Annotated in this window: 27 protein-coding genes and 1 tRNA gene; 5 read left to right on the forward strand and 23 right to left on the reverse strand. The window is 65.7% G+C overall.

The window, feature by feature from the left end:
- Window positions 1-36 precede the first annotated feature (36 nt).
- Together ACODRW_RS01460 and ACODRW_RS01465 are read right to left on the reverse strand one after the other, a co-directional pair.
- Window positions 37-555 carry a phage major tail tube protein gene (locus ACODRW_RS01460; RefSeq protein ID WP_488905021.1) on the reverse strand — a complete coding sequence of 173 codons (519 nt, stop codon included), beginning with the start codon at window positions 553-555 and terminating at the stop codon, window positions 37-39.
- A gap of 12 nt (window positions 556-567) precedes the next feature.
- A complete protein-coding gene (locus ACODRW_RS01465; RefSeq protein WP_488905022.1) occupies window positions 568-1740 on the reverse strand; it encodes a phage tail sheath protein in 1173 nt (390 codons plus the stop codon).
- Between the two features lie 130 nt (window positions 1741-1870).
- On the opposite strand from ACODRW_RS01465, the gene ACODRW_RS01470 reads away from it, so the two are divergent.
- The gene (locus ACODRW_RS01470; RefSeq protein ID WP_488905023.1) at window positions 1871-2305 is read left to right on the forward strand and encodes a LuxR C-terminal-related transcriptional regulator; all 435 of its coding nucleotides are present in this window, start codon (window positions 1871-1873) and stop codon (window positions 2303-2305) included.
- A gap of 327 nt (window positions 2306-2632) precedes the next feature.
- Here the strand turns inward: ACODRW_RS01470 and ACODRW_RS01475 are convergent, their stop codons facing one another.
- The 18 genes from ACODRW_RS01475 to ACODRW_RS01560 form a co-directional block, all read right to left on the reverse strand.
- Window positions 2633-3190: a tail fiber assembly protein gene (locus ACODRW_RS01475; RefSeq protein ID WP_488905024.1), complete on the reverse strand. Its 558-nt coding sequence runs from the start codon at window positions 3188-3190 to the stop codon at window positions 2633-2635.
- A gap of 9 nt (window positions 3191-3199) precedes the next feature.
- Complete coding sequence (locus ACODRW_RS01480) at window positions 3200-4348, reverse strand: phage tail protein (protein WP_488905025.1); 1149 nt, start codon at window positions 4346-4348, stop codon at window positions 3200-3202.
- A gap of 15 nt (window positions 4349-4363) precedes the next feature.
- The gene (locus ACODRW_RS01485) at window positions 4364-4927 is read right to left on the reverse strand and encodes a phage tail protein I (RefSeq protein WP_488905026.1); all 564 of its coding nucleotides are present in this window, start codon (window positions 4925-4927) and stop codon (window positions 4364-4366) included.
- Entirely contained in the window at window positions 4920-5834 is a 915-nt protein-coding gene (locus tag ACODRW_RS01490; RefSeq protein ID WP_235086754.1) for a baseplate assembly protein, read from the reverse strand. Before ACODRW_RS01490 ends, ACODRW_RS01485 begins: the two co-directional genes overlap by 8 nt.
- Window positions 5831-6190, reverse strand: coding sequence for a GPW/gp25 family protein (locus tag ACODRW_RS01495; protein ID WP_488905027.1), 360 nt, complete (start codon window positions 6188-6190; stop codon window positions 5831-5833). Before ACODRW_RS01495 ends, ACODRW_RS01490 begins: the two co-directional genes overlap by 4 nt.
- Window positions 6187-6831, reverse strand: coding sequence for a phage baseplate assembly protein V (locus ACODRW_RS01500; protein ID WP_488905028.1), 645 nt, complete (start codon window positions 6829-6831; stop codon window positions 6187-6189). The genes ACODRW_RS01495 and ACODRW_RS01500 overlap by 4 nt, the downstream gene beginning before the upstream one ends.
- A 67-nt stretch (window positions 6832-6898) precedes the next feature.
- On the reverse strand, window positions 6899-7351 hold the full coding sequence (locus ACODRW_RS01505; protein WP_488905029.1) for a phage virion morphogenesis protein: 453 nt from the start codon (window positions 7349-7351) through the stop codon (window positions 6899-6901).
- Window positions 7351-7767, reverse strand: coding sequence for a phage tail protein (locus ACODRW_RS01510; RefSeq protein WP_488905030.1), 417 nt, complete (start codon window positions 7765-7767; stop codon window positions 7351-7353). Before ACODRW_RS01510 ends, ACODRW_RS01505 begins: the two co-directional genes overlap by 1 nt.
- Window positions 7764-7967: a TraR/DksA family transcriptional regulator gene (locus tag ACODRW_RS01515; protein ID WP_043591235.1), complete on the reverse strand. Its 204-nt coding sequence runs from the start codon at window positions 7965-7967 to the stop codon at window positions 7764-7766. The genes ACODRW_RS01510 and ACODRW_RS01515 overlap by 4 nt, the downstream gene beginning before the upstream one ends.
- Window positions 7960-8376 carry an Rz1-like lysis system protein LysC gene (gene lysC / locus ACODRW_RS01520; RefSeq protein WP_488905031.1) on the reverse strand — a complete coding sequence of 139 codons (417 nt, stop codon included), beginning with the start codon at window positions 8374-8376 and terminating at the stop codon, window positions 7960-7962. Before lysC ends, ACODRW_RS01515 begins: the two co-directional genes overlap by 8 nt.
- A 135-nt stretch (window positions 8377-8511) precedes the next feature.
- Window positions 8512-8916 carry a M15 family metallopeptidase gene (locus ACODRW_RS01525; protein WP_488905032.1) on the reverse strand — a complete coding sequence of 135 codons (405 nt, stop codon included), beginning with the start codon at window positions 8914-8916 and terminating at the stop codon, window positions 8512-8514.
- A gap of 14 nt (window positions 8917-8930) precedes the next feature.
- Window positions 8931-9239: a phage holin family protein gene (locus ACODRW_RS01530; RefSeq protein ID WP_486635658.1), complete on the reverse strand. Its 309-nt coding sequence runs from the start codon at window positions 9237-9239 to the stop codon at window positions 8931-8933.
- Entirely contained in the window at window positions 9236-9616 is a 381-nt protein-coding gene (locus tag ACODRW_RS01535) for a putative holin (protein ID WP_488905033.1), read from the reverse strand. The genes ACODRW_RS01530 and ACODRW_RS01535 overlap by 4 nt, the downstream gene beginning before the upstream one ends.
- 2 nt (window positions 9617-9618) lie before the next feature.
- Window positions 9619-9834 carry a tail protein X gene (locus ACODRW_RS01540; protein WP_488905034.1) on the reverse strand — a complete coding sequence of 72 codons (216 nt, stop codon included), beginning with the start codon at window positions 9832-9834 and terminating at the stop codon, window positions 9619-9621.
- Window positions 9834-10307 carry a head completion/stabilization protein gene (locus ACODRW_RS01545; RefSeq protein WP_488905035.1) on the reverse strand — a complete coding sequence of 158 codons (474 nt, stop codon included), beginning with the start codon at window positions 10305-10307 and terminating at the stop codon, window positions 9834-9836. Before ACODRW_RS01545 ends, ACODRW_RS01540 begins: the two co-directional genes overlap by 1 nt.
- 97 nt (window positions 10308-10404) lie before the next feature.
- Entirely contained in the window at window positions 10405-11070 is a 666-nt protein-coding gene (gene gpM / locus ACODRW_RS01550) for a phage terminase small subunit (RefSeq protein WP_488905036.1), read from the reverse strand.
- Window positions 11067-12098 (reverse strand): phage major capsid protein, P2 family, encoded by a 1032-nt coding sequence (locus ACODRW_RS01555; RefSeq protein WP_488905037.1) that lies wholly within the window; start codon window positions 12096-12098, stop codon window positions 11067-11069. Before ACODRW_RS01555 ends, gpM begins: the two co-directional genes overlap by 4 nt.
- Before the next feature lie 46 nt (window positions 12099-12144).
- Complete coding sequence (locus ACODRW_RS01560) at window positions 12145-12957, reverse strand: GPO family capsid scaffolding protein (RefSeq protein ID WP_488905038.1); 813 nt, start codon at window positions 12955-12957, stop codon at window positions 12145-12147.
- A gap of 148 nt (window positions 12958-13105) precedes the next feature.
- Here ACODRW_RS01560 and ACODRW_RS01565 point away from each other — a divergent pair, with 148 nt between their 5' ends.
- Window positions 13106-14872 carry a terminase ATPase subunit family protein gene (locus ACODRW_RS01565; RefSeq protein WP_488905039.1) on the forward strand — a complete coding sequence of 589 codons (1767 nt, stop codon included), beginning with the start codon at window positions 13106-13108 and terminating at the stop codon, window positions 14870-14872.
- The gene (locus tag ACODRW_RS01570; protein WP_488905040.1) at window positions 14872-15900 is read left to right on the forward strand and encodes a phage portal protein; all 1029 of its coding nucleotides are present in this window, start codon (window positions 14872-14874) and stop codon (window positions 15898-15900) included. The genes ACODRW_RS01565 and ACODRW_RS01570 overlap by 1 nt, the downstream gene beginning before the upstream one ends.
- A gap of 547 nt (window positions 15901-16447) precedes the next feature.
- Here ACODRW_RS01570 and ACODRW_RS01575 read toward each other — a convergent pair.
- Window positions 16448-16542, reverse strand: a tRNA-Sec gene (locus tag ACODRW_RS01575).
- A 723-nt stretch (window positions 16543-17265) separates the two neighbouring features.
- On the opposite strand from ACODRW_RS01575, the gene ACODRW_RS01580 reads away from it, so the two are divergent.
- Together ACODRW_RS01580 and ACODRW_RS01585 are read left to right on the forward strand one after the other, a co-directional pair.
- Window positions 17266-17766, forward strand: coding sequence for a putative pterin-binding protein (locus ACODRW_RS01580; RefSeq protein ID WP_107800504.1), 501 nt, complete (start codon window positions 17266-17268; stop codon window positions 17764-17766).
- On the forward strand, window positions 17736-19553 hold the full coding sequence (locus ACODRW_RS01585) for an ATP-binding response regulator (RefSeq protein WP_488905041.1): 1818 nt from the start codon (window positions 17736-17738) through the stop codon (window positions 19551-19553). The genes ACODRW_RS01580 and ACODRW_RS01585 overlap by 31 nt, the downstream gene beginning before the upstream one ends.
- Here ACODRW_RS01585 and selB read toward each other — a convergent pair.
- The gene (selB, locus tag ACODRW_RS01590; RefSeq protein ID WP_488905042.1) at window positions 19550-21433 is read right to left on the reverse strand and encodes a selenocysteine-specific translation elongation factor; all 1884 of its coding nucleotides are present in this window, start codon (window positions 21431-21433) and stop codon (window positions 19550-19552) included. The genes ACODRW_RS01585 and selB overlap by 4 nt on opposite strands.
- Before the next feature lie 69 nt (window positions 21434-21502).
- Window positions 21503-22432 (reverse strand): cation diffusion facilitator family transporter, encoded by a 930-nt coding sequence (locus ACODRW_RS01595; protein WP_107800501.1) that lies wholly within the window; start codon window positions 22430-22432, stop codon window positions 21503-21505.
- Between the last annotated feature and the right edge of the window lie 73 nt (window positions 22433-22505).

Consider the following 22505-nt stretch of genomic DNA (forward strand, 5'->3'; position numbering starts at 1 on the left):
TAGGATTGAGCGGCCCGAGCGGGCCGGGTGAGGGTTTTACAGACCGACGTTGGCGCGGTGCTGGGCCTGGCGGTCTTGGCCAAACACTTTGAACACGTCGTTGACGACGTCCACTTCCAGCCACTCCTCGCCGTCGACGATCAGCTTGTAATAGCTGAGATCGGACTTGACCTTGAACGAGCCGTTTTCCTTGGCCTTGGCGTCGCCCATGTCCAGTTCGTTGTGGCGGCCGCGGACGACGACTTCCACCGCCTGGGCGCTGGCGTCGTCTTCCTTGGCGTAGCTGCCCATGAAGCGGATCTGGGCGGCGTCGTGGTTTTCGGCGCCGAAGGTGGCGACGATTTCGCGGATGGGTCCGTTATAGGTCTGCTCCATCTCCAGGTCGCCCAGGCCCTTGAGCAGCGCGACCGAGCCGATCATGCCGGCGCCGCGGTACTTTTCGGTTTCCATTGAGACCTTGGGCAGCTTGACTTCCAGCGCCTGGCCGATGAAGCCGACGCCGTCGATGAAGACATTGAATTTGCGCAGCGCGCGCGGCAGTGCGATGCCTGACATGGGGGCGTGTCCTTATGCGTTGACCTGGCTGGCGAAGTCCATCAGGTAGTGATCGGTGATGCGCTGGCGCAAGGTGATGTTTTCCGCCGGCGGCACCGGGGTGTAGTCGTAGTCGATGGCCAGCTTGCCGGCCTTGAGGCTGTCCTTGTCGTTGACCTTGGCGTCGAACCAGCAGTCGAAGCCGAGCAGATAGCCTTGGTTGACCAGACTGCGGCCCTTGGCCTTGAGGCTTTCGATGATGTCGCGCGCCAGGCCCGGTGTCAGCGGCTTGTCGACGGCCCAGAATTGCGCCTCGGCGAAGGTGTCGGCCAGCACTTGGGCGGTGCGGGTGTAGCTTTCGAAGGCATACAAGGGGTCTGCGCTGCAGGTGCGCGAGCCCCAGAAGCGGTAGCCGTTCTGGTTGATCAGGGTGGTGACTTCATTGCTGTTCAGGTAGTCGGCGTCGGTGGCGGTGCCTTGCAGATCGAAGTAGACGTCAGCGCTGATGCCGGTGACGCCCTGCACCGGCACATTGGACAAGGTCTTGTGCCAGCCGACGGTTTCGTCGATGAAGGCTCGCAGGCCCAGCGCGCGAGCGGTGGCGTAGGCGGCGGCCTCTTTATTGGCGGCGCCGTCCCTGGCGATGAAGTCCGGCCAGATCAGCATCGCCTCGCGCTGGCCGAAGTTTTTGCGGTAGGCCACCGCGTCTTCCATGGTTTTGCAACCGTAGGCGGACAGGTAGGCGAAGGCGCGGGTCTGTTGTGCCAGCGCGGCCAGCGCCGCCGCCACCGGCTGGCTGTCCAGGCCGGGCGCGCCGAGAATGCGTGGCGACAGGGCAAAGCGGGCTTTGCTGTTCAGCAAGGCTTTGATGCCGGTCTTGCGGCCGTCCGGGGTGGTGGTGCCGATCACCTTGGTGGTGGTTTCTTCTGCGGTCTTGCCGGGCTTGATGCGCACGACGATGAGCACCGGCTTGCACTGGTCGGCGATGCCGGCCAGGCTGGGCGCCAGCGTGCCCTTGACGCCGGCCTTGCCGATGGCGCGGTCAATATCGGTGATCAGCACCGGCACGTCTTCCGGGAACGCGACCGGGTCGGCGTCGTCGGAGGTGCAGACCATGCCGATAACGGCGGTGGCGATGGTGCGGATGGGGCGGCTGCCTTCGTCGATTTCAAGGACGCGGACGCCGTGATGGTAATCAGTGGCCATGCGGGCTTCTCCATGCGGGGTTTCCGGCATGGTGGCGCAGGCGGCGGGTCGATGCGACTGCGCTGCGTTGTGCCAGCGGCCCGGACAACTTAGAGTGACGGGCCGATGGTCTGAATTAGAATGTTTTAGGATGCCGCCAGACGTCGCCGGCTTGCTCCAGCATTATTTGGCGGCGGCGGGAGACCGCGAGATTCGCACGTTGTTGCGGCATCTGTCCGGCGTCGCTCATCTTGAGATTCCGCCCCATCTGGTCGGCGGCATGGCGGCGGGTTTGCGGCGCTTGCTGGGCGAGGCCGCGGCGCGGGAGCAAAAAAAAGCCCATGCTTTAGGTCAATTGACGGATAGGGAAATTCAGGTTCTTGAGGCGGTAGCTGCTGGTTGTAGCAATCGGCAAGCGGCGGAAGCTTTGGGCATTAGCGAGCGAACCGTGCGGAATCACATTGAAAACATTGGGAGAAAACTAGGCGTGGGCCATTCTGACGAGGGCAAAATCACCGTTAGAAAAATCATCCGCCATGTCTATTTCGCGGAGACTATGCGGGACACCGGCGTTTCCGCCGATTAACGCGCGGGAGTCGAGTCTTCACAATCGTCGTTGCAGTACATTAAGCAAGCGAGGTTAAAAATGACTCTAGGCGCAGTGACGACTCCACAACAATTAAACCCCCTGATCGGGGACACTTGCCAGGACACGCTGGAAAACTTGACCACCTGTCTGAGCCGGCTAGGCGAAACGCTGGCGGCCAGTCATGCCGATCCGTCCATCTATTTTTTCACTGCCAGCTGCGCGGCGGCGCTACGGTTTGAAGCCGGCAGGCTGGGCCAGCGTTAATTCCCATCATCTCAATGAAACAGCCCGGCAATTGGCCGGGCTTTTTGCGTTTCGCGCCGCTCAAGGCGCCGGCGGCCAGTCTACTGTCGCAGGATAGCCGGCTTGTTGCGGTACCCGCGACAACAGCACGCGGCAGCGCTTCCAGGCTTTGAGCGCGGCCAGTTCATCCGCCGTGGCCATGCCCAGCTCCACCGCATCTTCCAGCGGGGTGATGGCGGCGTCCGCCGCCGCTCGTCGACTGGCGGTTTCGATATCCACGGCCGCGGCTTGGGCCGCGCGCTGGGCGTTGGCGTCGACGCTCCAGCCATCGCCGGACCAGACAGCGAAGGGCGGCGGCTCCAGTTCAGTTGCATTGAGGCTGTCCGGGCTGTTGCCCAATTGCGCCTGAACTCGTGCCGCCGTCGCTTTACTCCAGAGTTCTATTCCGCGCCAATCTTGCTCCACGACCCAAGCACCGTCGCGGAACAGCGCAATTTCTCTCTCTGCGGTGACCGGCGGCTTGGCCTTGGAGGCATGGGCGGGGAGTAGCCATACACCGGGCTCGAGCGGCGACGCGTTGGCGGTGCCGGTTGACAGGTATTCACCCGTGACGGGGTGATAGTGGTAGATCGTAATCATTGTGAACCCTCAGAATTTGATGCAGGCGAGCAGCGCGATGTTGCGCGGGCGAACGTTTGACATGCCTGAATACCCCGCCCCCCCATTCGACGCGCTCACAGCGGTCAGGTAATAGGCGGCGTTAGCCGTAGCCAGCACAGGCCCCGCACTATCCGGAAACGCAATCGGTGATTGGATTCCTGTTGACGCTCCAACGATTGTTGAATCTGAGTGCGTGTAGTTAGCGATTGCCGTTGCTTTTTGAAGCGATCCCAATGCCCGCGTTCCATCGCTGCTATCTACCCCGCCGCCGCCATCGTCCCACCCACGCACGAACTCGCCCCGCAGATCCGGAAGCTTGAACGTACTCGCGCCGTCGCCGGCCCCGAATCGGGTTCCAATTGCAGCGAACAACGCCGAATAGACAGTCCGGCTGACCACGGCGCCGTCCGCTCTCAGCCAGCCAACCGGCTCAGCCGACATGGCGAAGAATGCGACAGCGCCGGCTGGGGCGGCGTGATTGACATCGGTTTTGGTCGCGCCATCGACGATGCCATATCCGGCCAACGTTGTTGCCTTGGGCGCTTTACCCGCCAGCGCGCTTGTCATGGTGGTGGCGAAGTTCGGGTCGTTGCCCAAGGCCGCGGCCAGCTCGTTCAGCGTGTCCAGCACTGCCGGCGCTGATCCCACCAGCGCCGCCAGCGCGCCGGCGACGAATTCGGCGTTGACGATGCGCTTGTCGCTGGCGCCGGCCGGAGGCGTTTTTACCGTGGGCTCGCCCGGCAGCGCGGCATTGATCGGCAAGTCCGCCGACTGCAGCGCGCGGCCGGCCGTGGCGCGGCCCTTCTTGTCCACCGTGATCACCGGGTACGCGCCGGCCTCCACACCGGAGTCCGCCAGCGTCAGCGCCGCGCTGACGTTGCCGCCGCCGTCGAACTGCACAGACCAACTACCGTCGCCGCTCATTCCGATTTTGCGCGCCGTGCTCAGCCTGTTGGCGTACTCGATGGCCAGCGCGCCGGCCACGGCGTCGTCCAGCCGCTTCTTAAGCAGGGCCGTCCGGTTTGTCAGCGCTTGAATCGGGATGTTGTCCGGGCAGTCCGGCCCGCCGGTCAGCACCGCGTCTTCGGCAAAATAGGGGACGCGGTCCCAGACTTCCTTATCGTTCAGATATCCCATTGTGTTCCTCTCTCATCACGCCAGGCCGCGGGAGAACGCGCCGTCGCGCCGGCCGTAGCCGTTGCGCGTCAGCGCCGCGCGGCTGAAGTCCAGCGCCACCAGCCGGCAGCGGCCGGCGGCGATGTCGTCCAGCAGCGCGCGCGCGGTCCTGGCTTGTTGGTTGGTCAGCAGGCTGTAACAGATGACGCGGTATTCGGCCCAATGCGCGCCGCGCGTCCCGCGTCGGTTGTAGGCTTCGCGCCGGCGGCTGCCGTTGCGCCGGTAGCCGCTGCGGCCTTGCTCAATGTCGACTTCGCCCAGGCCGAGATCCCGGAACAACTGGCGCACCGCGGCGACGGTGCCCTTGCGGCGATGCACGGCGACGGAGGAGCGGATCACGGCGCGCTGGCGCGCCTCGCTGGCGGCGGCGTCGAAGTTGTCGATGCTGCGTTCCCAGGCCAGCAGCGGCAGCAGCGCTATCGGACAGCGGGCGCTGTCGGCGATGCCGCGTATCGGCGATGGGTCGAGATCCGGCGCGCAGCAATCGGCGATGGCGGCTTCCAGCGGGGTGCGATTGGATGGCAGCAAGCGGCTAGTCATGAAGGGCAATCTCCTCGGCCGTGGGGAATTGGCGCAGCGAGCACAGCACGTCGGCCGTCGGCGCGGTGAGCAGCACGCGGCGTACGCCGGCGACATGTAGCGCGGCGTCAATGGCCGAACGCGCGACGGCGGCGCCCAGCCGGCGGCGCGATTCCAGCAGGCGGGCCAGCCTTAGTCTGGCGCCGTCCAGCCCGCCGCTGGCGGCCCGGCCGCCGGGCTCCCATTCGATGGCGGCTTCCACGGCAAAGGCCAAGGGCTCGGCTGGCCGCACTTCGACGGTGTCGCAGATCGGCCGCACGGCTTCGTCGTTGAGCGCCGCGGCGACGGCGGACAGCAGCGCGGCGTCGGGCACGCCGTCGCCGCGACGGTCCATCACGAACACGCGCACGGTGCCGGGCTCCGGCGGCATAGGCAAGGGACTGTTCGGGCCTTCGACGCTGGCGTCCAGCACCTGGCCGTTGGCGCTGAGGGCGTGGAATTTGTAGGCGCCGGCCGGGCCGGCCACGCTGAGGCCTTCCAGCGCCATCTGGCAGCGCCGGCGCAGCGCGCTGTCTTCTTCCCATTCCGCCGGCGTCGGCGGCTCGGCGTCCGGATCGGCCGGCCGCAGCAGCAGCCGTTGTACGCCGTAGTCGGCGGCGCGGTTGTCAAGGTCGGCTCCGGCGGCGTAGGCCAGCAGGCTGGCGAGCGCGGCTTCGTTGACGCGCTGGCGCAGCAGCAGCTCGGTGAAGGCGAACTCCTGCAGCAGCATGGTCAGCGGTTCGCTGTCCAATTGCAGCGCGGCGGCGAGGCCGGCGCGCAGCTCCGCCGGCGCGGCCGCCAGCAGCCTGGCCTTGCGGCTTTGGAACAGGGTTTCGAAGTCCAGCGCTTCGATCACGTCCGGCGGCGGCAGCTGGGTCAGGTCTATCATCGCAGGCCCACCGAGAGATTGAGCGCCTGGCCGGTGGACGGTCCATCGCGGCGCCGCGCTTCGATGTCGATGGCCAGCGCGCCGGCCTGACTGCCGGCGCCGATGCGCATGCCCACCCGCTGCAGCTCAATGCGTGGCTCATGACGCGCCAGCGCCATCACGGTGGCGGCCAGGCATTGCATCCGGGTTTTGCCGTTGAGCGGCGCGTCCACCAGTTCCGGCAACTGGCTGCCGAACAGCCGGCGCTGCACGCGCTGATACAGCGGCGTGGTCAGCACTTTTTGTACGCATTGCCGCAGCTGCGCATCGTCGATGATGGCGCGGCCGGTGTTGGCGTTGAGTCCGAGGTAGTTCATTGCGGGCCTCCGGTGTTGCCGCCGTGGGCGTCGGGGTGGGTGTGGCTGTCCAGCACCACGCCGTTGCTGCTGAGCTGGCCGCCGCTGTGGGTGATGTCGCCGCTGATGGCGGTGCCGGCGCCGCCGCCGGTGCCGGCCAGGCCGGCTTGATAGCTGAGCAGGCCTTCGCTGGTGGTGGCGCCCTTGACCAGCAGATTGCCGCCCACGGTCAGGTTGCCGCTGGTTTCGGTTTCCGGGCAGTCGATGACGCAGCGCACCGCAGCCTGGACGGTGGCGGTCTGGATGCCGGACACGCTGAGCGCGCCGCGGCCGTGGTGGTAGGCGAGGCGGGCGCCGTCCGGGAACACGCGAACCCATTCGCCGGTGTCGGCGCTGGGCGGCGGCGCGTCGTCGGCATTGAGGCCCAGCAGCACCAGGCCGGCGGTGGTTTCGCCGGACGGGCTCAGGATCAGGCATTGTTCGCCGGGTGTCGGCGGGTCCCAATCGCGGGTGCCGCCGGCGCGCGCGTGCAGCCAGGCCAGCCAGCCGGTCAGCAGGCCGCCGGAGCGGATGCGGACGCGTGGCGGCTTGGCCTGCACGGCGGCGACGGTGCCGGTGCGCAGCAGGTTTTCCAGGCGGGTGAGCAGGTCGATTTGGTCCATGGCGCCAGTGTGCATGTGCCGCCGGCCGCTGTGGCGCGGCGGCTGTTGTGCCGGGCCTTGCGACAACCTAGACGGCCAGGTGGTCGACAATCTGGCCTTGTATCGCATCGATATCGGCATTGCTGAAGCCCAGCAGCTCGCGCGCCGGGTATTGCGCCATCACGCCGCGCTGGCGGCTGACGCGGTCGCGCAGGCCGAGTTGGTGCACGCGGGCGATGCGCTGGACCTGGCCGATGAATTCCACCGCGCCGCCGGCCGGGCCGGCCTGGGTCTTGAGGAAGCGCGCCAGGCGCAGCTTGGCGAACATCTGCCGGCGGAGGGCGCCCTTTTTCTTGCGCAGCTGTGGCCGGCGGGCTTCAAAGCCGCTGCCGTCCGGGTTTTGCTGCAGACGGATGCGCTGTTGCTGGCTGGCGCGCAGGCGGGTGACGATCTGGCGCGCCAGCGCGCGGCGCTGAGCGGGGCCGAGCTGGGCGAGCAGGCCGGACAGCTTGCTGTCCAGCTGGGCGAGGGCGTCGGCCATCAGAACATACCCGGCGGGTCTTCCGGCTCGCCCAGGTATTCGAAGGCGAAGCCGCCGGCGGCGTCTTTGACCGCCTTGACGCGCTCGCTCAGCTTGAGGGTGATTTCGATGTCCTCGGCGCTGTGGCTGATGATTTCACTGCGGTAGCTGAGGCCGTCGGCGCGCGCGTCCGGGTTTTGCTGCAGCGGCGGCTCGTTGACGGCGATCCAGTCCAGCAGCGGCAGCAGGATGGATTCGATGCCGCGGCCGTATTCGATGACGACCAGCTTCAGGGTGTAGTGCAGGGTGAAATGCAGCGCGCCGGGCCGGGTGGCCAGCTGGCCGTCCTCGGTCCACATGGTCAGCCGGTCCGGGTTGTGACGCAGTTCGGGCAGCGCGGCTTCCAGCGCCGCGCGCAGGGCGTGCGGCTTGTTCATCGTTCCGCCCATTGCTGGCAGGGCACGCAGCGGGTGCAGCCGGGGACGATGCGCTGGCGCGCGGCCGGTATCGGTTCGCCGCAATCCTCGCAGTGGCTGAGGCTGTCGCCGGCGGCGCGGGCGCCGGCAAAGTGGGCATCGATGGCGGCGTCGCGCTGCAGCTGTTCCAGCGCCTGGGCGCGGTCGTAAAAGTCAGTCATGGTCTTGGCATTCGAGGGTGGCGTTGACTTTGGCGGCGCAGACTTCAAGCGCCTGCCGCTGCAGTTGCAGCGCCTGGGCCAGCTGGCGGTTGTTGGCCGGTGCCGTCGGCGGCAGCTGGCAGCGGGTCAGCGGCGCGCAGCGCGGACTGCTCAGCACCGTGGGCGCCGGCGGCGGCGTAGTCGAGCAGGCGGGCAATGTCAGCAGGGATAACCACATCGCCCCAAGCAATATTTTCCGGGGTGGCATTAAGGGCGTTCTCCAGTTTGGCCGCGTTGGCGGCGTGTTTGCGGGCGAGGGCTTCCAGGCGCTCAGCCAGCTGGCGCACGGCGGCAGCCTGGGCGCGGGCGTCCTGTTCTTGCTGGCGCAGTTGCGCGGTCTGCTGGCGGTGGGCGGCTTCCAGTTGGGCATAGGCGGCGATCCGCTCCCGTGCCGCCGCTTGCTGCTGCTGGATAACGCGGGCTTGCAGCCACAGGCCGAGCCCGCCGAGCAGCGCGGCGAGCAGGGCCAGGGTGGCGGCGTAGCGCTTGACGATGTCGGCGAGCATCAGCGTTCCTTCGGCAGCTCGAAGTGGGGAAACTCGCGGAACGGCGCGCCGGGGCGGCCGTACCAGTTGAGGCCCAGCTCCATGCCGATGCGGCCGGCGATCTGCCAATGCGGGTGGGCGGCGTTCCATTCCGGTTTGCCGTTCACCTTGGGCACGATGTCGAAGGCGCGCGCCGCCGGCTTGCCGGCCAACATGGCGTTGTGGGCGGACTGGCCGGCGCGGGCCTTGGTGACTTTGGCGCCGGGCGCGGTGCGGCCTTGGGCATAGAGCTGGTCTTGCTCTTGGCCGCTGCGCCAGGTGCAGGTGATCAGGATGTCGAGGCCGGCGGCCTGGCAGTGTTCCAGGAACTGGCGGCATAGCGGCTGCAGCGCCGGGTGCAGGTCTTCAATGCGACGGCTGGGCATGGCGGTTTCCTCCTTCAAATCCATTTTTCTTTGCGCAACAGGATGGCGAGCCAGGACTGGCGGTTGTCGGTGGTGCGGAACAGCTCCACCACATTGCCGCGCACCGCCAGCAACGCCAGCAGCAAGGCCAAGTTCAGCGCCAGCTGCGGCAGGCGGCTGTCCAGGCCGAACAGCTCGAATACGCCGACGCTGCCGGCGGCGACGGCCAGCAGGTAGGCGAACAGGCCGGCGCGCGGCCGGTGCACGGCGCCGCCGCGGGCGAACAGCAGCAGGCGGGCGGCGATCAGCAGGCAAACCAGGGCGGTAGCGATGGGCAGGGTCATTTCTCTTTCCCCTTGGTCAGGCGCAGCTTTTGGAAAAACTCCGGACTGTCGGCGGCGCTGATCAGGCTCAGCAGCGCTTTGACGGCGAGGGCGGAGGCGATCAGCGCGCCCACGCCGTTGCTGACTTCCACCGGTTCCGGCAGCAGCCAGTCAACGAAGGTGGCGACGCCGCGGGCGGCGATGAGGCCGGCCACAAAGCTGAGCACGAAGAAGACTGCTTTTTTGCCGACGCTGATGTCTCTGGAGCTGATGACGAAGACGGCGCCGCCGGCGAACGCGCCGAGCACGACGGCGGCGTCGACGCCGGGAATCAGGGTCAGCAGCGCGGCGGTGGCGAGCGCGCCGGCGGTGGTGGTGGTGCTGATGGGTTCGGCCATATTTAGTCCCACAGGTTGATTAAGGTTTTGACGGGTTCGGCGTCGGAGGCGTCCAGCTCCGGCAGTTGCACCGCCAGGCCCATGGGCAGGGTCGGGCCGTGCTCGGCCAGGCCGGGATTGCTGGCCAGGATGGCCTCCACCACACCGGCGGTTTTGCCGTAGTGCCGCCAGACGATGGCGTCGACGCTGTCATGCTGCTGGGCGCGAACGGTGCGCATCAGATCAGATCCACGGTGGCGCGGCCCTTGCTCTGGATGTCGCTGATGGCCCAGCGCGCGTCGCGCCGCAGGTCGTCGGCGGCCAGGTCCAGCTCTTCGGCGCGGCGCCGGCCTTCGGCGGTGCTGTCGAAGCTGCGATAGCGTTCGTTCAGCGCGGCGGCGGCGGTGGCGTAGATGGCGCGGCGCCAGTGGGTCAGGTTGACCGGCTCGCCGTCGATGTCCTCGCCGGCCACGTCGGCCAGCCGCTGGACGCCGGCGGCCTGTTGGCGTTGGCGCCACTCGGTCAGCTCGCTGTTGACGCTGGCGATGGCGACCACCAGTTCATGGCGCAGCCGTTCATCGGTGACGGTGCCGTCCAGGCGCATGACGGCGCGCGCGTGGGCCGGGTCTAGCTCCGGCCAGAACGCGCCGGGGCGGATGGGCTGGGCCAGCGGGCTGTCGGCGGCCGGGGCGGCGGTGGAGGGGATGATCATGGCTGTCCTTGGTGTGACGGTGGAGGGGGCTTCGGCTGTGGGCTTGCGCCCGGCGTCCACCCCCTGCCGTCAGTCGCGCGGGGTCGCTCGGTGTGCCTCAGCCCGGGGGCGTTGACGTGTTCTTCAGCTTGCGTTCCAGCCCTTCGATGGCTTTCTTGACGCCGATGCCGTTGTGCAACTGCAGCGCGCGGCGCAACTGCTCCAGCGCCTGTTCCGGGTTGCTGTCCGCCAGCGCGAAGCCCAGCTCGCAATGCAGCTTGGCGCGCACCTGATCCGGCATGTCGGCATGGGCGGTCATGGCCATGGCGCGCGCCAGCAGGCCGACATCAAAGCCGTGCTCTTTGGCGTCGCGCAGACGTTTGGCGGCGTCGGAGAGTTCTTCGGCGACGATGGTGCCCAGCGTGCGTTCGAAGCGGTCCGGCACATAGAGGTCATGGCGCATTGCGTAGTCGGCGATGTCGAGCGCGCCCGGGTAGTCGCCGGCGTCGATGCGCCAGATCATCACCGTGACGACGACGTCGTCGCGACCGCCGGCGTCGGCCTGCAGCACGCCGTCGACCCAGGGCGCGTAATCCGGCAGCAGCTCGCGCTTGACCTCGCCCTTGCGCTCGATGGACTGGATTTGCTTGAGCCGGCGCCGGTCGTCGGCCAGCTTGGCCAGCATCAGCTGGTAGCCGCTGGCGTTGGCCATGCCGCCGAAGTCGTCCTCGCCCGACTCCCGCCGCGCGGCTTCGCGCTGGAAGTGCTCGCGGAACAAGTTCATGCGGCGGACTCCGGCAGCAGCTCGATGTTTTCGATGAAGGCGCAGCAGCCGTAGTCCTCGATGACGAAGTCGTCATTGCTGGACTGGTAGGTTTCGATGCGGTCGCGCTTGGGGTTGTCGATGACGCTACGGCGGTTGGTGCCTTCCTGCCAGTACACCGACAGGTTGTCCAGGCGGGTGATCAGCATGGCGTTGGGCGGGAAGTAGGGCACTTGCACCGCTTGCAGATTGCCGATGCGACGCTGGCTGACGATCAGATCCTGGGCGGCTTTCTGGTTCATCGGGTCGTAGTTGCCGTTGACCAGCGGGAACAGCTTGTCCGACATCAGCCGGCGGCCGCTGATGGCCACCAACTGGGTGTCGTTCTGGTGCCAGGGGTCGATCAGCTCATTGACCGCGGCGAACACCATCGCGTCCAGGTTGTTGAAGTCGCCACCCTTGCCGATCTTCATCTTGCCGGCTTCTTTCTTGCCTTCCTTCAGGTAGCGGCCGGGCGCGCGCTCGCGGATTTTCTGCAGCCAGCCGACGGCGACATCCTGCAGCAGCGGGTATTGAACGCGGTTGCTGGTACGGGCGCGTTTGACGCCGTTGAAGCCCATCATGATGCGGTCCAGCGCGATGCGCTGGATGATGGCGCCGCTGAGTCGAGGGGCGAAGTCCGGGAATTTGGCCCAGGCGTCCAGCATCTTGTATTTGATGTGGGTGTCGTAGTTGATCTGCTCGCAGCGGTAGCCGTCTTCGTCCAGCTGCGCCACGTCGCGAGTTTCGCGTTCTCCCTCGTCGGTGTTCTGAGTGCCGGCGATGGGGCCGGACACGCCCAGGCCTACGGTATCGCCGGATTGCTCTTGCACCGGGTAGAGGTTGATCTTGCCCAGGAACTCGCTGGATTCCTGCACCCGGGTTTCCAGCTTTTGCTGGACGCTGGGTTCGACGTTGAATTTGCTGACGACGTCGCCGACTTCGATGCCGTTCAGGCGGGCGATGTCGTTCAGATAGTGCTTGAACTGCTCGCGGGTTTCTTTGCGCATAGTGTGAGGCTCCGGGGTAGTGGGCTTGGGTTCGGCCGTCGATTGCTCAGCAATCGGTCGCGATGCGGTCTTTGCCGCCGGCAGTGGGCTGGCGGACGAAGCCGGCCGGCTGCGCGCTCAATTGCTGCTTCAGTTCGGCGAAATCGCCGGCCAGGGTCTTGTGCTCGGCCTGCAGCGTCTTGTGCTGGTCTTCCAGCTGGCTGAAGCCTTCCGTCTGTTTGAGCACTTGCTGTTGGCTGTCGGCGATGGTTTCGATGGCCTGCTGCAGCTCGCTGAAACCGCTGTCCACCGCCTTGCGGTTGCTGCTGAACATGGCCTTGATCTTGTTGGCGAAGCCCTCGACGGCGCCGGGGTGGTCGTCTTCCAGCTCCAGGGTGAATTCGATGGCTTCGGTGAACAGATTGCTAGGGCTGAGCTTGCGGCCGGCCAGCGGGCTTCTGCTCGCTGTGGCACTGAATTGCAGCATTTCGCAGCCCAGGCTGGCGGGGTCGTCGGTGACGGCCAGGCCCACCAGATAGGCCTCGCCGGTATCGGAGAACTCGGGGTTCACCTCGATGGAGGTGTAAACTTTCTGTCGCGCCTTGTTCAGCGCGATCAAATCGTCGGTGGGGTCGATGACGGCGAACAGCCCGAGCTTGCCGTCTTCCACCTTGTCGGAGCTCAGCGCCAGCACGTCTCCGTAGCGCTTGAACTGGCTGTCCGGCGAGATGCCTTTGACGTGTTCCAGGTTGACGCGGGCGCCGTATTTTTTCGGGTTGTAGTTCGCGGCCATCTGCTCAATCCAGACGCGTTCGATTTTGCGGCCGTCGGTGGTGGCGCCTTCGGTGGCGACGCGGAATTTCCGGCTCTTGCTTGCCATGGGTTGCGGTCCTCTGTCAGGTGTCGGTCGTGACGATGCGCCCATGTTCCGGCCGCGCCGCCGCGCCGTCATCGACATGTCGTTGTGCCACGCCGCAGGACAACCGGCATGGCGGGATTTAGCCGGGAGCGCTCTGCACACTCGCGGCATGACGAGCACTTTTCCCATTCCCGACGATCTGGACCCGCGCCGCCTGGCCAAGCATTTGTACTTTCAAGGCTGGCGGGTGGCGCGCATTGCGGAGACGCTGAAACAGAAGCCGGCGACCATCCATAGCTGGAAGCGCCGCGACCAGTGGGACGACACCACGCCGCTGGAGCGGGTGGATTGCGCGCTGGAAACACGCATGATTCAGCTGATCAGCATGCCGACGAAGGGAAACAGCGAATACAAGGAGCTGGACGCTCTCGGTCGGCAGATGGAGCGGCTGGAGCGGGTGCGGCGCTATCGCACCGGCGGCAATGAGGCTGACCTTAATCCGAAGGTGGCCGGCCGCAACGCCAAGCCGCGCAAGGCGCCGGAGAAGAACGCGATCAGCGAGGAGCAGCAGGCCAAGCTGGTGGCGGCCTTCCTCGACAAGATGTTCGGCTACCAGAAGAACTGGCACCGCGCCGGCCAGACCGAACGCATCCGCAACATCCTCAAGAGCCGCCAGATCGGCGCGACCTATTACTTTGCCCACGAAGCCTTCATCGACGCGCTGCAGACCGGGCGCAATCAGATTTTCCTGTCGGCGTCCAAGGCCCAGGCCCACCTGTTCCGGGCCTATATCGTCGACTTCGCCCGCGACGCTGCGGATGTGGAGCTGAAAGGGGAGGTGATCAAGCTGCCCAACGGCGCGGAGCTGGCCTTCCTGGGGACCAATGGCCGTACCGCGCAAGGGCGTTCCGGCAATGTCTACGTTGACGAGGTGTTCTGGATTCCGCGTTACCAGGAGCTGCGCAAGCTGGTCAGCGCGATGGCGTCGCAAAAGCGCTTCCGCATGACCTATTTTTCGACGCCGTCGGCAATGAGCCACGAGGCTTACCCGTTCTGGACCGGCGAGCACTACAACAAAGGCCGGCCGAAGAAGGACCACATCAAGCTGGACGTCAGTCATGCGGCGCTGGCCGGCGGCCTGCTCTGCGCCGATGGCCAGTGGCGCCAGATCGTCACCATCGAAGACGCCTTGCGCGGTGGTTGCGATTTGTTCGATCTGGACCGGCTGCGGCTGGAGTACAGCCCGGAGGAACTGCTGCAGCTGTTCTATTGCCAGTTCATCGACGACGGCGCCAGCGTGTTTTCCTTCGCTTCGCTGCAGAGCTGCATGGTGGACAGCTGGGAGAAATGGTCCGACGACTTCAAGCCGTTCGCGCTGCGGCCCTACGGCCACCGCGAAGTGTGGCTGGGTTATGACCCAAGCGAGAGCGGTGACAGCGCCGCGCTGGTGATCGTGGCGCCGCCGTTGACGCCGGGCGGCAAGTTCCGCGTGCTGGAGCGCATGCAGTTCAAGGGCTGGGACTTCGCCGCCCAGGCCAAGGCGATCAAGGACCAGTGCGAGCGCTACAACGTTGGCTATTTGGGCATCGACGCCACCGGCCTGGGCTCCGGTGTGTTCCAGCTGGTGAAGCAGTTCCGGCCTGATGCGGTGGGCCTGCAGTATTCGCTGGAGCTGAAAACCAAGATGGTGCTCAAGGCCATGGACGTGATCCACCACGGCCGCCTTGAGTTCGAAGCCGGCCACACGGATATCGCCGCATCCTTCCTGTCGATCAAGAAAACCAGCACCGCTAGCGGCCGCGCCGTGACCTTCCAGGCCGGTCGATCCGAAGAAACCAGTCACGCGGATCTGGCGTTCGCCGTGATGCATACCCTGATCAACGAACCGCTGGAGGGCGCCAGCGGCGTGTCTTCCAGCTTCATGGAGTTTTCCTGATGAGCAAGCCACGCAATCGACGCATCCGCGCCACCCAACAAGAAACAGCCGCAGGCGCTACCAAGATGGAAGCCTTCAGCTTTGGCGACCCGGTCCCGGTTTTGGACAGGCGAGAAATCCTCGACTACTTACAGTGTTCGGACGCGGGCAAGTGGTACGAACCGCCGATTTCATGGGAAGGGCTGGCCCGTTCCTGGCGCGCCAGCGTCCACCACGCCAGCGCGCTGGCGGTGAAGCGCAACCGCCTGGCCGCGTTGTTCAAGCCGCACAAGCTGTTGTCCCGTGAACATTTCACCATTCTGGCGCAGGACTTTCTGATTTTCGGCAACGGCTATCTAGAGCGCGAACGCAATGTCCTGGGCGGCACCATCCGCCACAAGCCGGCGCTAGCCAAGCACACCCGCCGCGGCAAAGAGGCCGGTCAATACTGGTGGGTACCGAACCATGGTCAGGAACAGGAACTGGGCGAGGTCTGCCACCTGATCGAACCCGACATCAATCAGGAAATCTACGGCTTGCCGGAATACCTGGCCGCGCTGAACAGCGCCTGGCTGAATGAGTCGGCGACACTGTTCCGGCGTAAATACTATTTGAACGGTTCGCACGCGGGCTTCCTGCTCTACATGACCGACGCCGCCCACAGCCAGAAGGACGTGGACGAGCTACGGCAGAAAGTGAAAGAGTCCAAAGGCGTGGGGAATTTTCGCAACCTGTTCATGTACGCGCCGGGAGGCAAGAAAGACGGGGTGCAGATCATCCCGATCAGCGAAGTGGCCGCGCGCGACGAGTTCTTCAACATCAAGAACGTGACCCGCGACGATGTCCTGGCCGCGCACCGTGTCCCGCCTCAGCTTCTAGGCATCGTTCCTAGCAATACCGGCGGCTTCGGTGACGTCGGCAAGGCGGACGAAGCCTTCCACGAAGGCGAGATTGTCCCGCTCCAGGCGCGGATATCCGCGATCAACGACATGGTCGGGGAGGAGATCATCGAGTTCCTACCCTACAGCCCGAAAAGCCAAGCGCAATAGGGCGCCACCGCCCCATAGAAGGCCGCCTGTAAGGCGGCCTTTTTGCATGCTGCCGCCCCATCCAGAACTCCAGCGCCTCGCCATGTGCGACGGTGGCCCGGCACGGCCCATTATCAGCCCCCAAGCCTTGGCGGCCGGCAGCCAGATCCCCACCCAAACCCCGGCGCGCGCTATCGAAGCCCCGCCTCGCCCCCGCACTAAATAGGCCGGGATTTATGCACCTGCACAGATACCCCGCAAACGCTTCAGGCGCGGCAATCCGGCCGGCTGGTGGGGTGGCTTGGTTCATGCGTTTTCATGCGTGCTATGCATGCAATCGCGGCAAGAGTGGAGACTCTCAGCAGAGGCCAAGGGTATGGCCGAATGTGATGCACAAAACCCTATATAGAAGGAATGGTAGGTCGCTGGAAAATTTGTGCGATAGTTGTGCGAATTTCGAAGCCGCGGCAAGCCGTTCAAGGCCGGCGGCGATTAGTGTGATACACACTGAAAGCCCTTTGCTTGCTTGGCTTTCCTTGGCTTGCCGTGGTTTTCAACGGCTTGGAACTGGCGGAAGAGAACAGGAGTCGAACCTGCCCGGGACCGCTGGCGGCCCCATCTGATTTTGAAGACCAGCCGCCCCACCGGGGACGCGTCTCTTCCTGCGAGCGAGCGGGCTCTTGGCCCGATGGCGTCCGGGGACGCCAGCGCGCATTATATCGCGGAATCGCGGAACCCGTTCACGATCTGTCGCGCGGCAAGGATACGGGGGAAGGGCCTTGAGCACCGCTTTGAAACGAGGATGAGCGGCTAGTGCGATCCGCTTCCTCCGCCTCTGCCGGCCTGCCTTGTCTTGCTGGCGAGAGGGTGAACCGGCGATAAGTTAATTTTATGCCTGATAAATAAAATGAATGTCTTGGCCTCGCCTCATGCCGTTAGAATGGAGAGCCCCGCCGAACGCGCCGCAAGAGCGTCGGGGCATTCCGTCTACCGAGAATAAAGGAAATCAGCATGAAGCACGTTCTGTCCCTGTTTATCCAGCTTTGCCATGTCGCCGGCCGTCCGGGGCTGCGTCGCGGCAAGTAAAGCATGGCCGGCGACGCCGGCGGAGCCCAGAAAAAGCGGCCCAAGGGGCCGCTTTTTCATTGCGCGCGGCGCGCCGCCCTGGCGGCGGGTCGCGGCTACTGTCCCATGGGACTGGTCTGGATGCGGGCGGATGGCGTTTTGTTGGACGGCTTGATATATTGGCCGTAAATATTTTAATGGCATTTTTGTTCTAATTAGATTCAATTATTTTGCTTGTGAAATCAAAGTTCAAATGTCATGAGTCCGGCGCGTGAAGCCGCCGGGCCAAGGACGCGGGATGAGCAGGGTTGGGAGCTTGGCATGGGGAAGAGCGGGAAGGCGGTCTTGAGCGGAGTGGCGCTGGCGTGTTGCGTGGCCGCGCTTCATGCCGCGCCGGGGCCTGTGGTGTTGACGGTGTCGGGCAAGATCAGCCAGTTCACCAATAAAGAAAAGAATGTGTACGAGTTCCGTGAGCAGGACTTGCAGAGCTTGCGTCAGCATTCGGTGGTGACCCGGACCACCTGGACGCCGCAATCGGTGTTCAGCGGGCCGCTGATGCGGGACATTCTGGCCAAGGTGGGCGCCAGCGGCCAGAAGGTCAAGCTGCGGGCCCTGAACGATTACGTGTACTGGATAGACCGCCGCGAGTTCTACGACTTCGACGTGGTGTTGGCGCGCTCGGTCAACAACAAGCCTTTGGACATCACCAACCGCGGTCCCTTATGGCTGATGTATCCGCTGGATCAAATGCCGGAGGACAAGAAAGGGCCGGTGATGGACGCCAAGCTGGTGTGGCAGATCAACCGCCTGGTGGTGTTCTGATGCCGGCCGGCCAGGAGGGCTCGGGACGAGCGGTGAACAAGTCGATGCTGTCCGGCTGGAAGGGCATCCCGGCGCTGGCCTTGCTCGGCTTTTTGCTGTTGGGCATCGGCGTTTACATGGCGATCGAGCGTTATGTGCCGGCGCGCAGCTTTGAGGGGCGCAGCGAGGATTTGTACTGGTCGGTGGCGCAGATGCAGCTTGAGCTGGAGAAAGCGCGCGCCGACTTATTGCGTTTGAAGGCGGGGGAAGTTCCCGAGTCGCAGGTGCAATTCCGGCTGGCGGTGGCCAACAGCCGTTTCCTGGATTTCGTTACGCCGTCCAAGATGCAGGAGATGCTGAGCCGCGTCGATGGTTTCAAAGGCACAGCCAGCCTGTTGCAGGATTTCTTCGAGGACGAAAACATCCTGCATCCCAGCGTCCGGAGCGCGCAGCAGAACATAGACCGCATCGACAGCATCCGGCCGTCGCTGGCGGAGTTCGCGGTCCAGGCGCGCGTGGCCGAGGTGTCTTCGCGCGACGCGCGCAACAAGGACTTGCGGCACAACCAGCAATTGGTCGCCTCGCTGTGGTTTGCGCTGGGCGGCATCTGCATGGTGATTTTCGTGCTGCTGTACCGCTATCAGGGCGCGCGTCGCGACGCCGCCGCGCGCCAGCAGCTGCTGGAGCAGGAGCGGGCGGCGCACAAGGCCACGGTGAACGCGGAGCTGGACCGCACCACCTTCCTCGCCACGCTAAGCCACGAGATCCGCTCGCCGCTGCAGACCATGCAGGTGTGCGTGGAGTTGATCGAGCCGGACATCGATCCGGCCGGTAAGGCCGCCAAGGCGGTGGGACGCTTGAAAACCTGCATGGCGCATCTGATGACCCAGGTGCGCGACATCATGGACATCTCCGCGATCAAGAATATGCAGTTCCGGCTGCATATCGGCGATGTGGACGTGGCGGCGACCTTGAACGAGGTGATCGACGTGCATCGCGCGCAGTTGGACGGCAAGGGCCTGGGCCTGCATGTGCGGCTGGGCGAATTGCCTGAGACGGTGAAACTGGACGGCGACCGCTTGCGGCAGATCGTCGGCAATCTGCTGACCAACGCCATCCGCTACACCGATCACGGCACGGTCACGGTGGAGGCCGGCGTGGACAGCGCCGACGGTCGCAATATCCTGGATATCCGCGTGATAGACACCGGCATCGGCGTGCCGGAGGAGTTTCAATCGCGCATCTTCCAGCCGTTTTTCCAGGGGCACGCGCGCCGGGTGGGCAGCAGCGTGCTGGGCCTGGCGGTGGTCAAGGAACTGGTGTCCTTGCTGGGCGGGGAGCTGGAGCTGAAGAGCGTGGTGGGCGTGGGCTCCGAGTTCATCGTCCGCTTGCCCATCGTGGTGCCGGATCAGCCGCCGGGGCCGGAACGTTCGGTGCTAGTGGTGGACGACGACAAGAATATCCGAGAGCCGTTTTCCGATTGCCTGCAAATGAACGGCTACGCGGTGTCCACCGCCAGCTCGGTGGCGGAAGCCTGTCAGAAGCTGCAACAAGCCAGCTTCAACGTGGTCTTGCTGGACATGCAGCTGGGCAATGAGAGCGGTTATTCGGTGGCGGAGGCGCTGAAGCGCAGCGTGCGCCACCGCGGCGTGAAAATCATCGCGATGACCGCTTACCCCGAGGAATACGCCGATCCGCGCGCCGCCTGGTTCGCCGCGCGGCTGGAGAAGCCTTTCGATATCAGCCGGTTGCGCGCGGTGTTGGGCCGGGCGCTGGAATCGCCGTCCGGCCCTGGACACGCAGGTTAGTCGAACAGCCGCGCTTCGCGCAGCAAATGCCTGTCCCCCAGGCGGCGGGTGAAGCCGCAGCGGTCGAAATACTCCAGGATTTGAATCGCCAGCTTGCGGCCGCAGCCCAGTTGGTCGCGGAAGTTGGCGGCGTCGGCATAGCCGGCGTCCTGATTCAGGCTGTGCACGATGGCCGCCATGCCGCGGATCGCCGTGCTGGAGAAATAACGGTCCCGCACCACGGCGTGGACATGGCCCAGCCTCGCGGCTTTGCGCAGCACGGCGCGCGCCGTGTCCTCCTCCACGCCGGCCGCCGCGGCCAAATCCCGCACCCAATGCGGCTGTCCCTGATCGGTGAAAGCCGGTTCCAAACGCCGCCACAGCGCGGTCTCTTCCGCGTCGAAAGCCAGCACGTGGCCGGGCAGATGCAGCCAGCCGCGGGTATTGGCCAGCCTTCCCTCCGCCAGCAATTGATCGATCATCAAATTGACTGCGGCCTCGCTTTCCTGCGGCAGCGCCAGCCGGCGCGCGCGGCCGCGGCTGGCGCCCAGCTGGTCCGGCTGCTGGAGATGCAGCGCCGCCAGCCGTTCCAGCAGCTGTCCTTGCAACTCCGCCCAGTGTTCCGGCGCGTAAGCGTGCTGGCCGGCGGTGAGCAGCGGGGCGGCGCGCAGCAGCTCCGCCAGCCCGGCTTCGCTCAATTGCCGGTCCCAGGCGAGATCGGGCAGGGAAAGCGCCTGTCGGCTCAGGCGCAGCCGCAGGTTCTGGACGTTGTCGCTTCCGGCCGCGGCCAGGGCGCGCAGATGGGCCAGCCGTTCGTCTTGGCGCTTGCCGCGCGTAGGCGGCTGCCGTTCCAGCACCGTGGCGCAGGCCAGGGTGTGCTGCGCGCCGGCATCGCGCAGGATCAGCTTGTCGCCGTCGGCCAGGAGCAGCGGCCGGTCCAGGCTCAGTTCAGCCAGTCCCTCGTCGCCGGGATGGAGTTGCGGACGTTCCAGCAGGGCCACCCGGCCGGTGCAGTGGCTGGCGGCGTGATGGAGATGGACGGCCTGCCAGTGGCGCAAAGTGGCGTGAGCGGCCGGGGCCAGGCGCACGCGCACGCTGACGCGGGCGGCCGGCGCCGGCGCCGCTTGCTCCAGCAGCCAGTCGCCGCGTTGAATCTGTCGTTTGTCGATGTCGCCGACCAGGTTGAGCGCAATGCGCTGGCCGGCCTGGCCTTGCCGCGCCGGCTGGTTTTGCACGTGCAGGCCGCGCACGCGGACGGTGACGTCCTTGCCGCTCAGCCATAGGGCGTCGCCCACGTTCACGCGGCCGCCCCAGGCGGTGCCGGTCACCACCAGGCCGGCGCCGCCTATGGTGAAGGCGCGGTCTATCGCCAGGCGGAAGCGGCGTTCGGTTCCGGCGGCTTGGTCGCGCAGTTGCAGCAGATGCCGCCGCAAGACGTCGACGCCGGCGCCGCTGCGCGCGGAAACCGGCAGCAGCGCAGCCGCGCGCAGGCCGTGTTCGGCCAGCGCCCGCCGCGCCTCGTCCATGACGCCTTCCAGCGCTTCCGGGCCGGCCAGGTCGCTTTTGCTGATGGCCACGGTCAGGCTGTCCAGTTGCAGCAATTGCAGGATGGCCAGGTGTTCTCGGGTTTGCGGCATCACGCCGTCGTCGGCGGCGATCACCAGCAGCGCGTGGCGCACGCCGCCGACGCCGGCCAGCATATTGCTCAGGAAACGCTCATGGCCGGGCACGTCGATGAAGCCGATCGCGCCGCCCTCGGGCGTCGGCAGATAGGCATAGCCCAGGTCTATGGTCATGCCGCGCTTTTTTTCTTCCGGCAGGCGGTCGGCGTCGGTGCCGGTCAGGGCGTGAAGCAGGGCGGTCTTGCCGTGGTCTACGTGTCCGGCGGTGGCGATAATCATGGCGGGCGAAGCGGCAGGGGTAAAAGGTCAAGTATCGCCAGAAACGGCGGACTTGGCCATGGGCTGGGCTCAGCGGACGGGCGAGGGGTCCGGCAGATAATGGCCGGCGGGGTCGATGTGGGCGAGTACGTCCAGCACCGGGTGCCGTTCCAGCACGCGGTGGCGCGCGGCTTCCGAGATGGCGTGGGCCTGTTCCACGCTGATGGCGCCGTCCACTTCCAGGTGCACGTCCACCTGGATCAGGTCGCCCATCTTGCGGGTGCGCAGATCGTGCACGCCGTGAATGCCCGGGGTGCTCAGCAGGGTCTGGCGGATGGCGGCGACGGCGTCGTCGTCGGCGGCGCGGTCCATCAGGTCGTGCATCGCGTCCCAGCCGAAGCGCCAGCCCATGCGGGCGACCAGCAGGCCCACCAGCAGGGCGGCCACCGGGTCCAGCAGCGGATAGCCCATCAGGTTGCCGATGATGCCCAGCGCCACCACCAGCGAGGAGGCCGCGTCGGAGCGCGCGTGCCAGGCATTGGCCACCAGCATGCTGGAGCGCACGCGCTTGGCCACCGCCAGCATGTAGCGGAACAGTGCCTCCTTGACCGCCAAGGCCAGCAGCGCCACCCACAGGGCGACGGCGTGGACGGTGGGAATGGAGGCGGGGTCGTGGAATTTCGCGGCGGCGCTGTACAGCATGCCCAGGCCCACGCCCAGCAAGAGCAGGCCCAGGATCAGCGAGGCGGCGTTCTCGTAGCGGTGATGGCCGTAGTGGTGATCGTTGTCCGGCGCTTTATGGCTGTGTTTGCCGGCCAGCAAGACCACGAAGTCGGCGATCAGGTCGGACAGCGAGTGCAGGCCGTCGGCGATCAAGGCGGAGGAGTGCGCCAGTGCGCCCACCACGATCTGGGTGGTGGAGAGGATCAGGTTGACCGCGACGCTGACCAGCGTGCTGACGCGGCCGGCGCGGCGTTTCTCTACGCTGTCGCCGTCGATGGCGTGATGAGTGTGGGCCATGGCAGTGCAGTCCGGCAGTGGGTGGGATGCCCTGATTATCGCACAAAGGCTATTAATTTTAAAAAATTGATTG

This window comes from Chromobacterium sp. FG89, assembly GCF_057808735.1.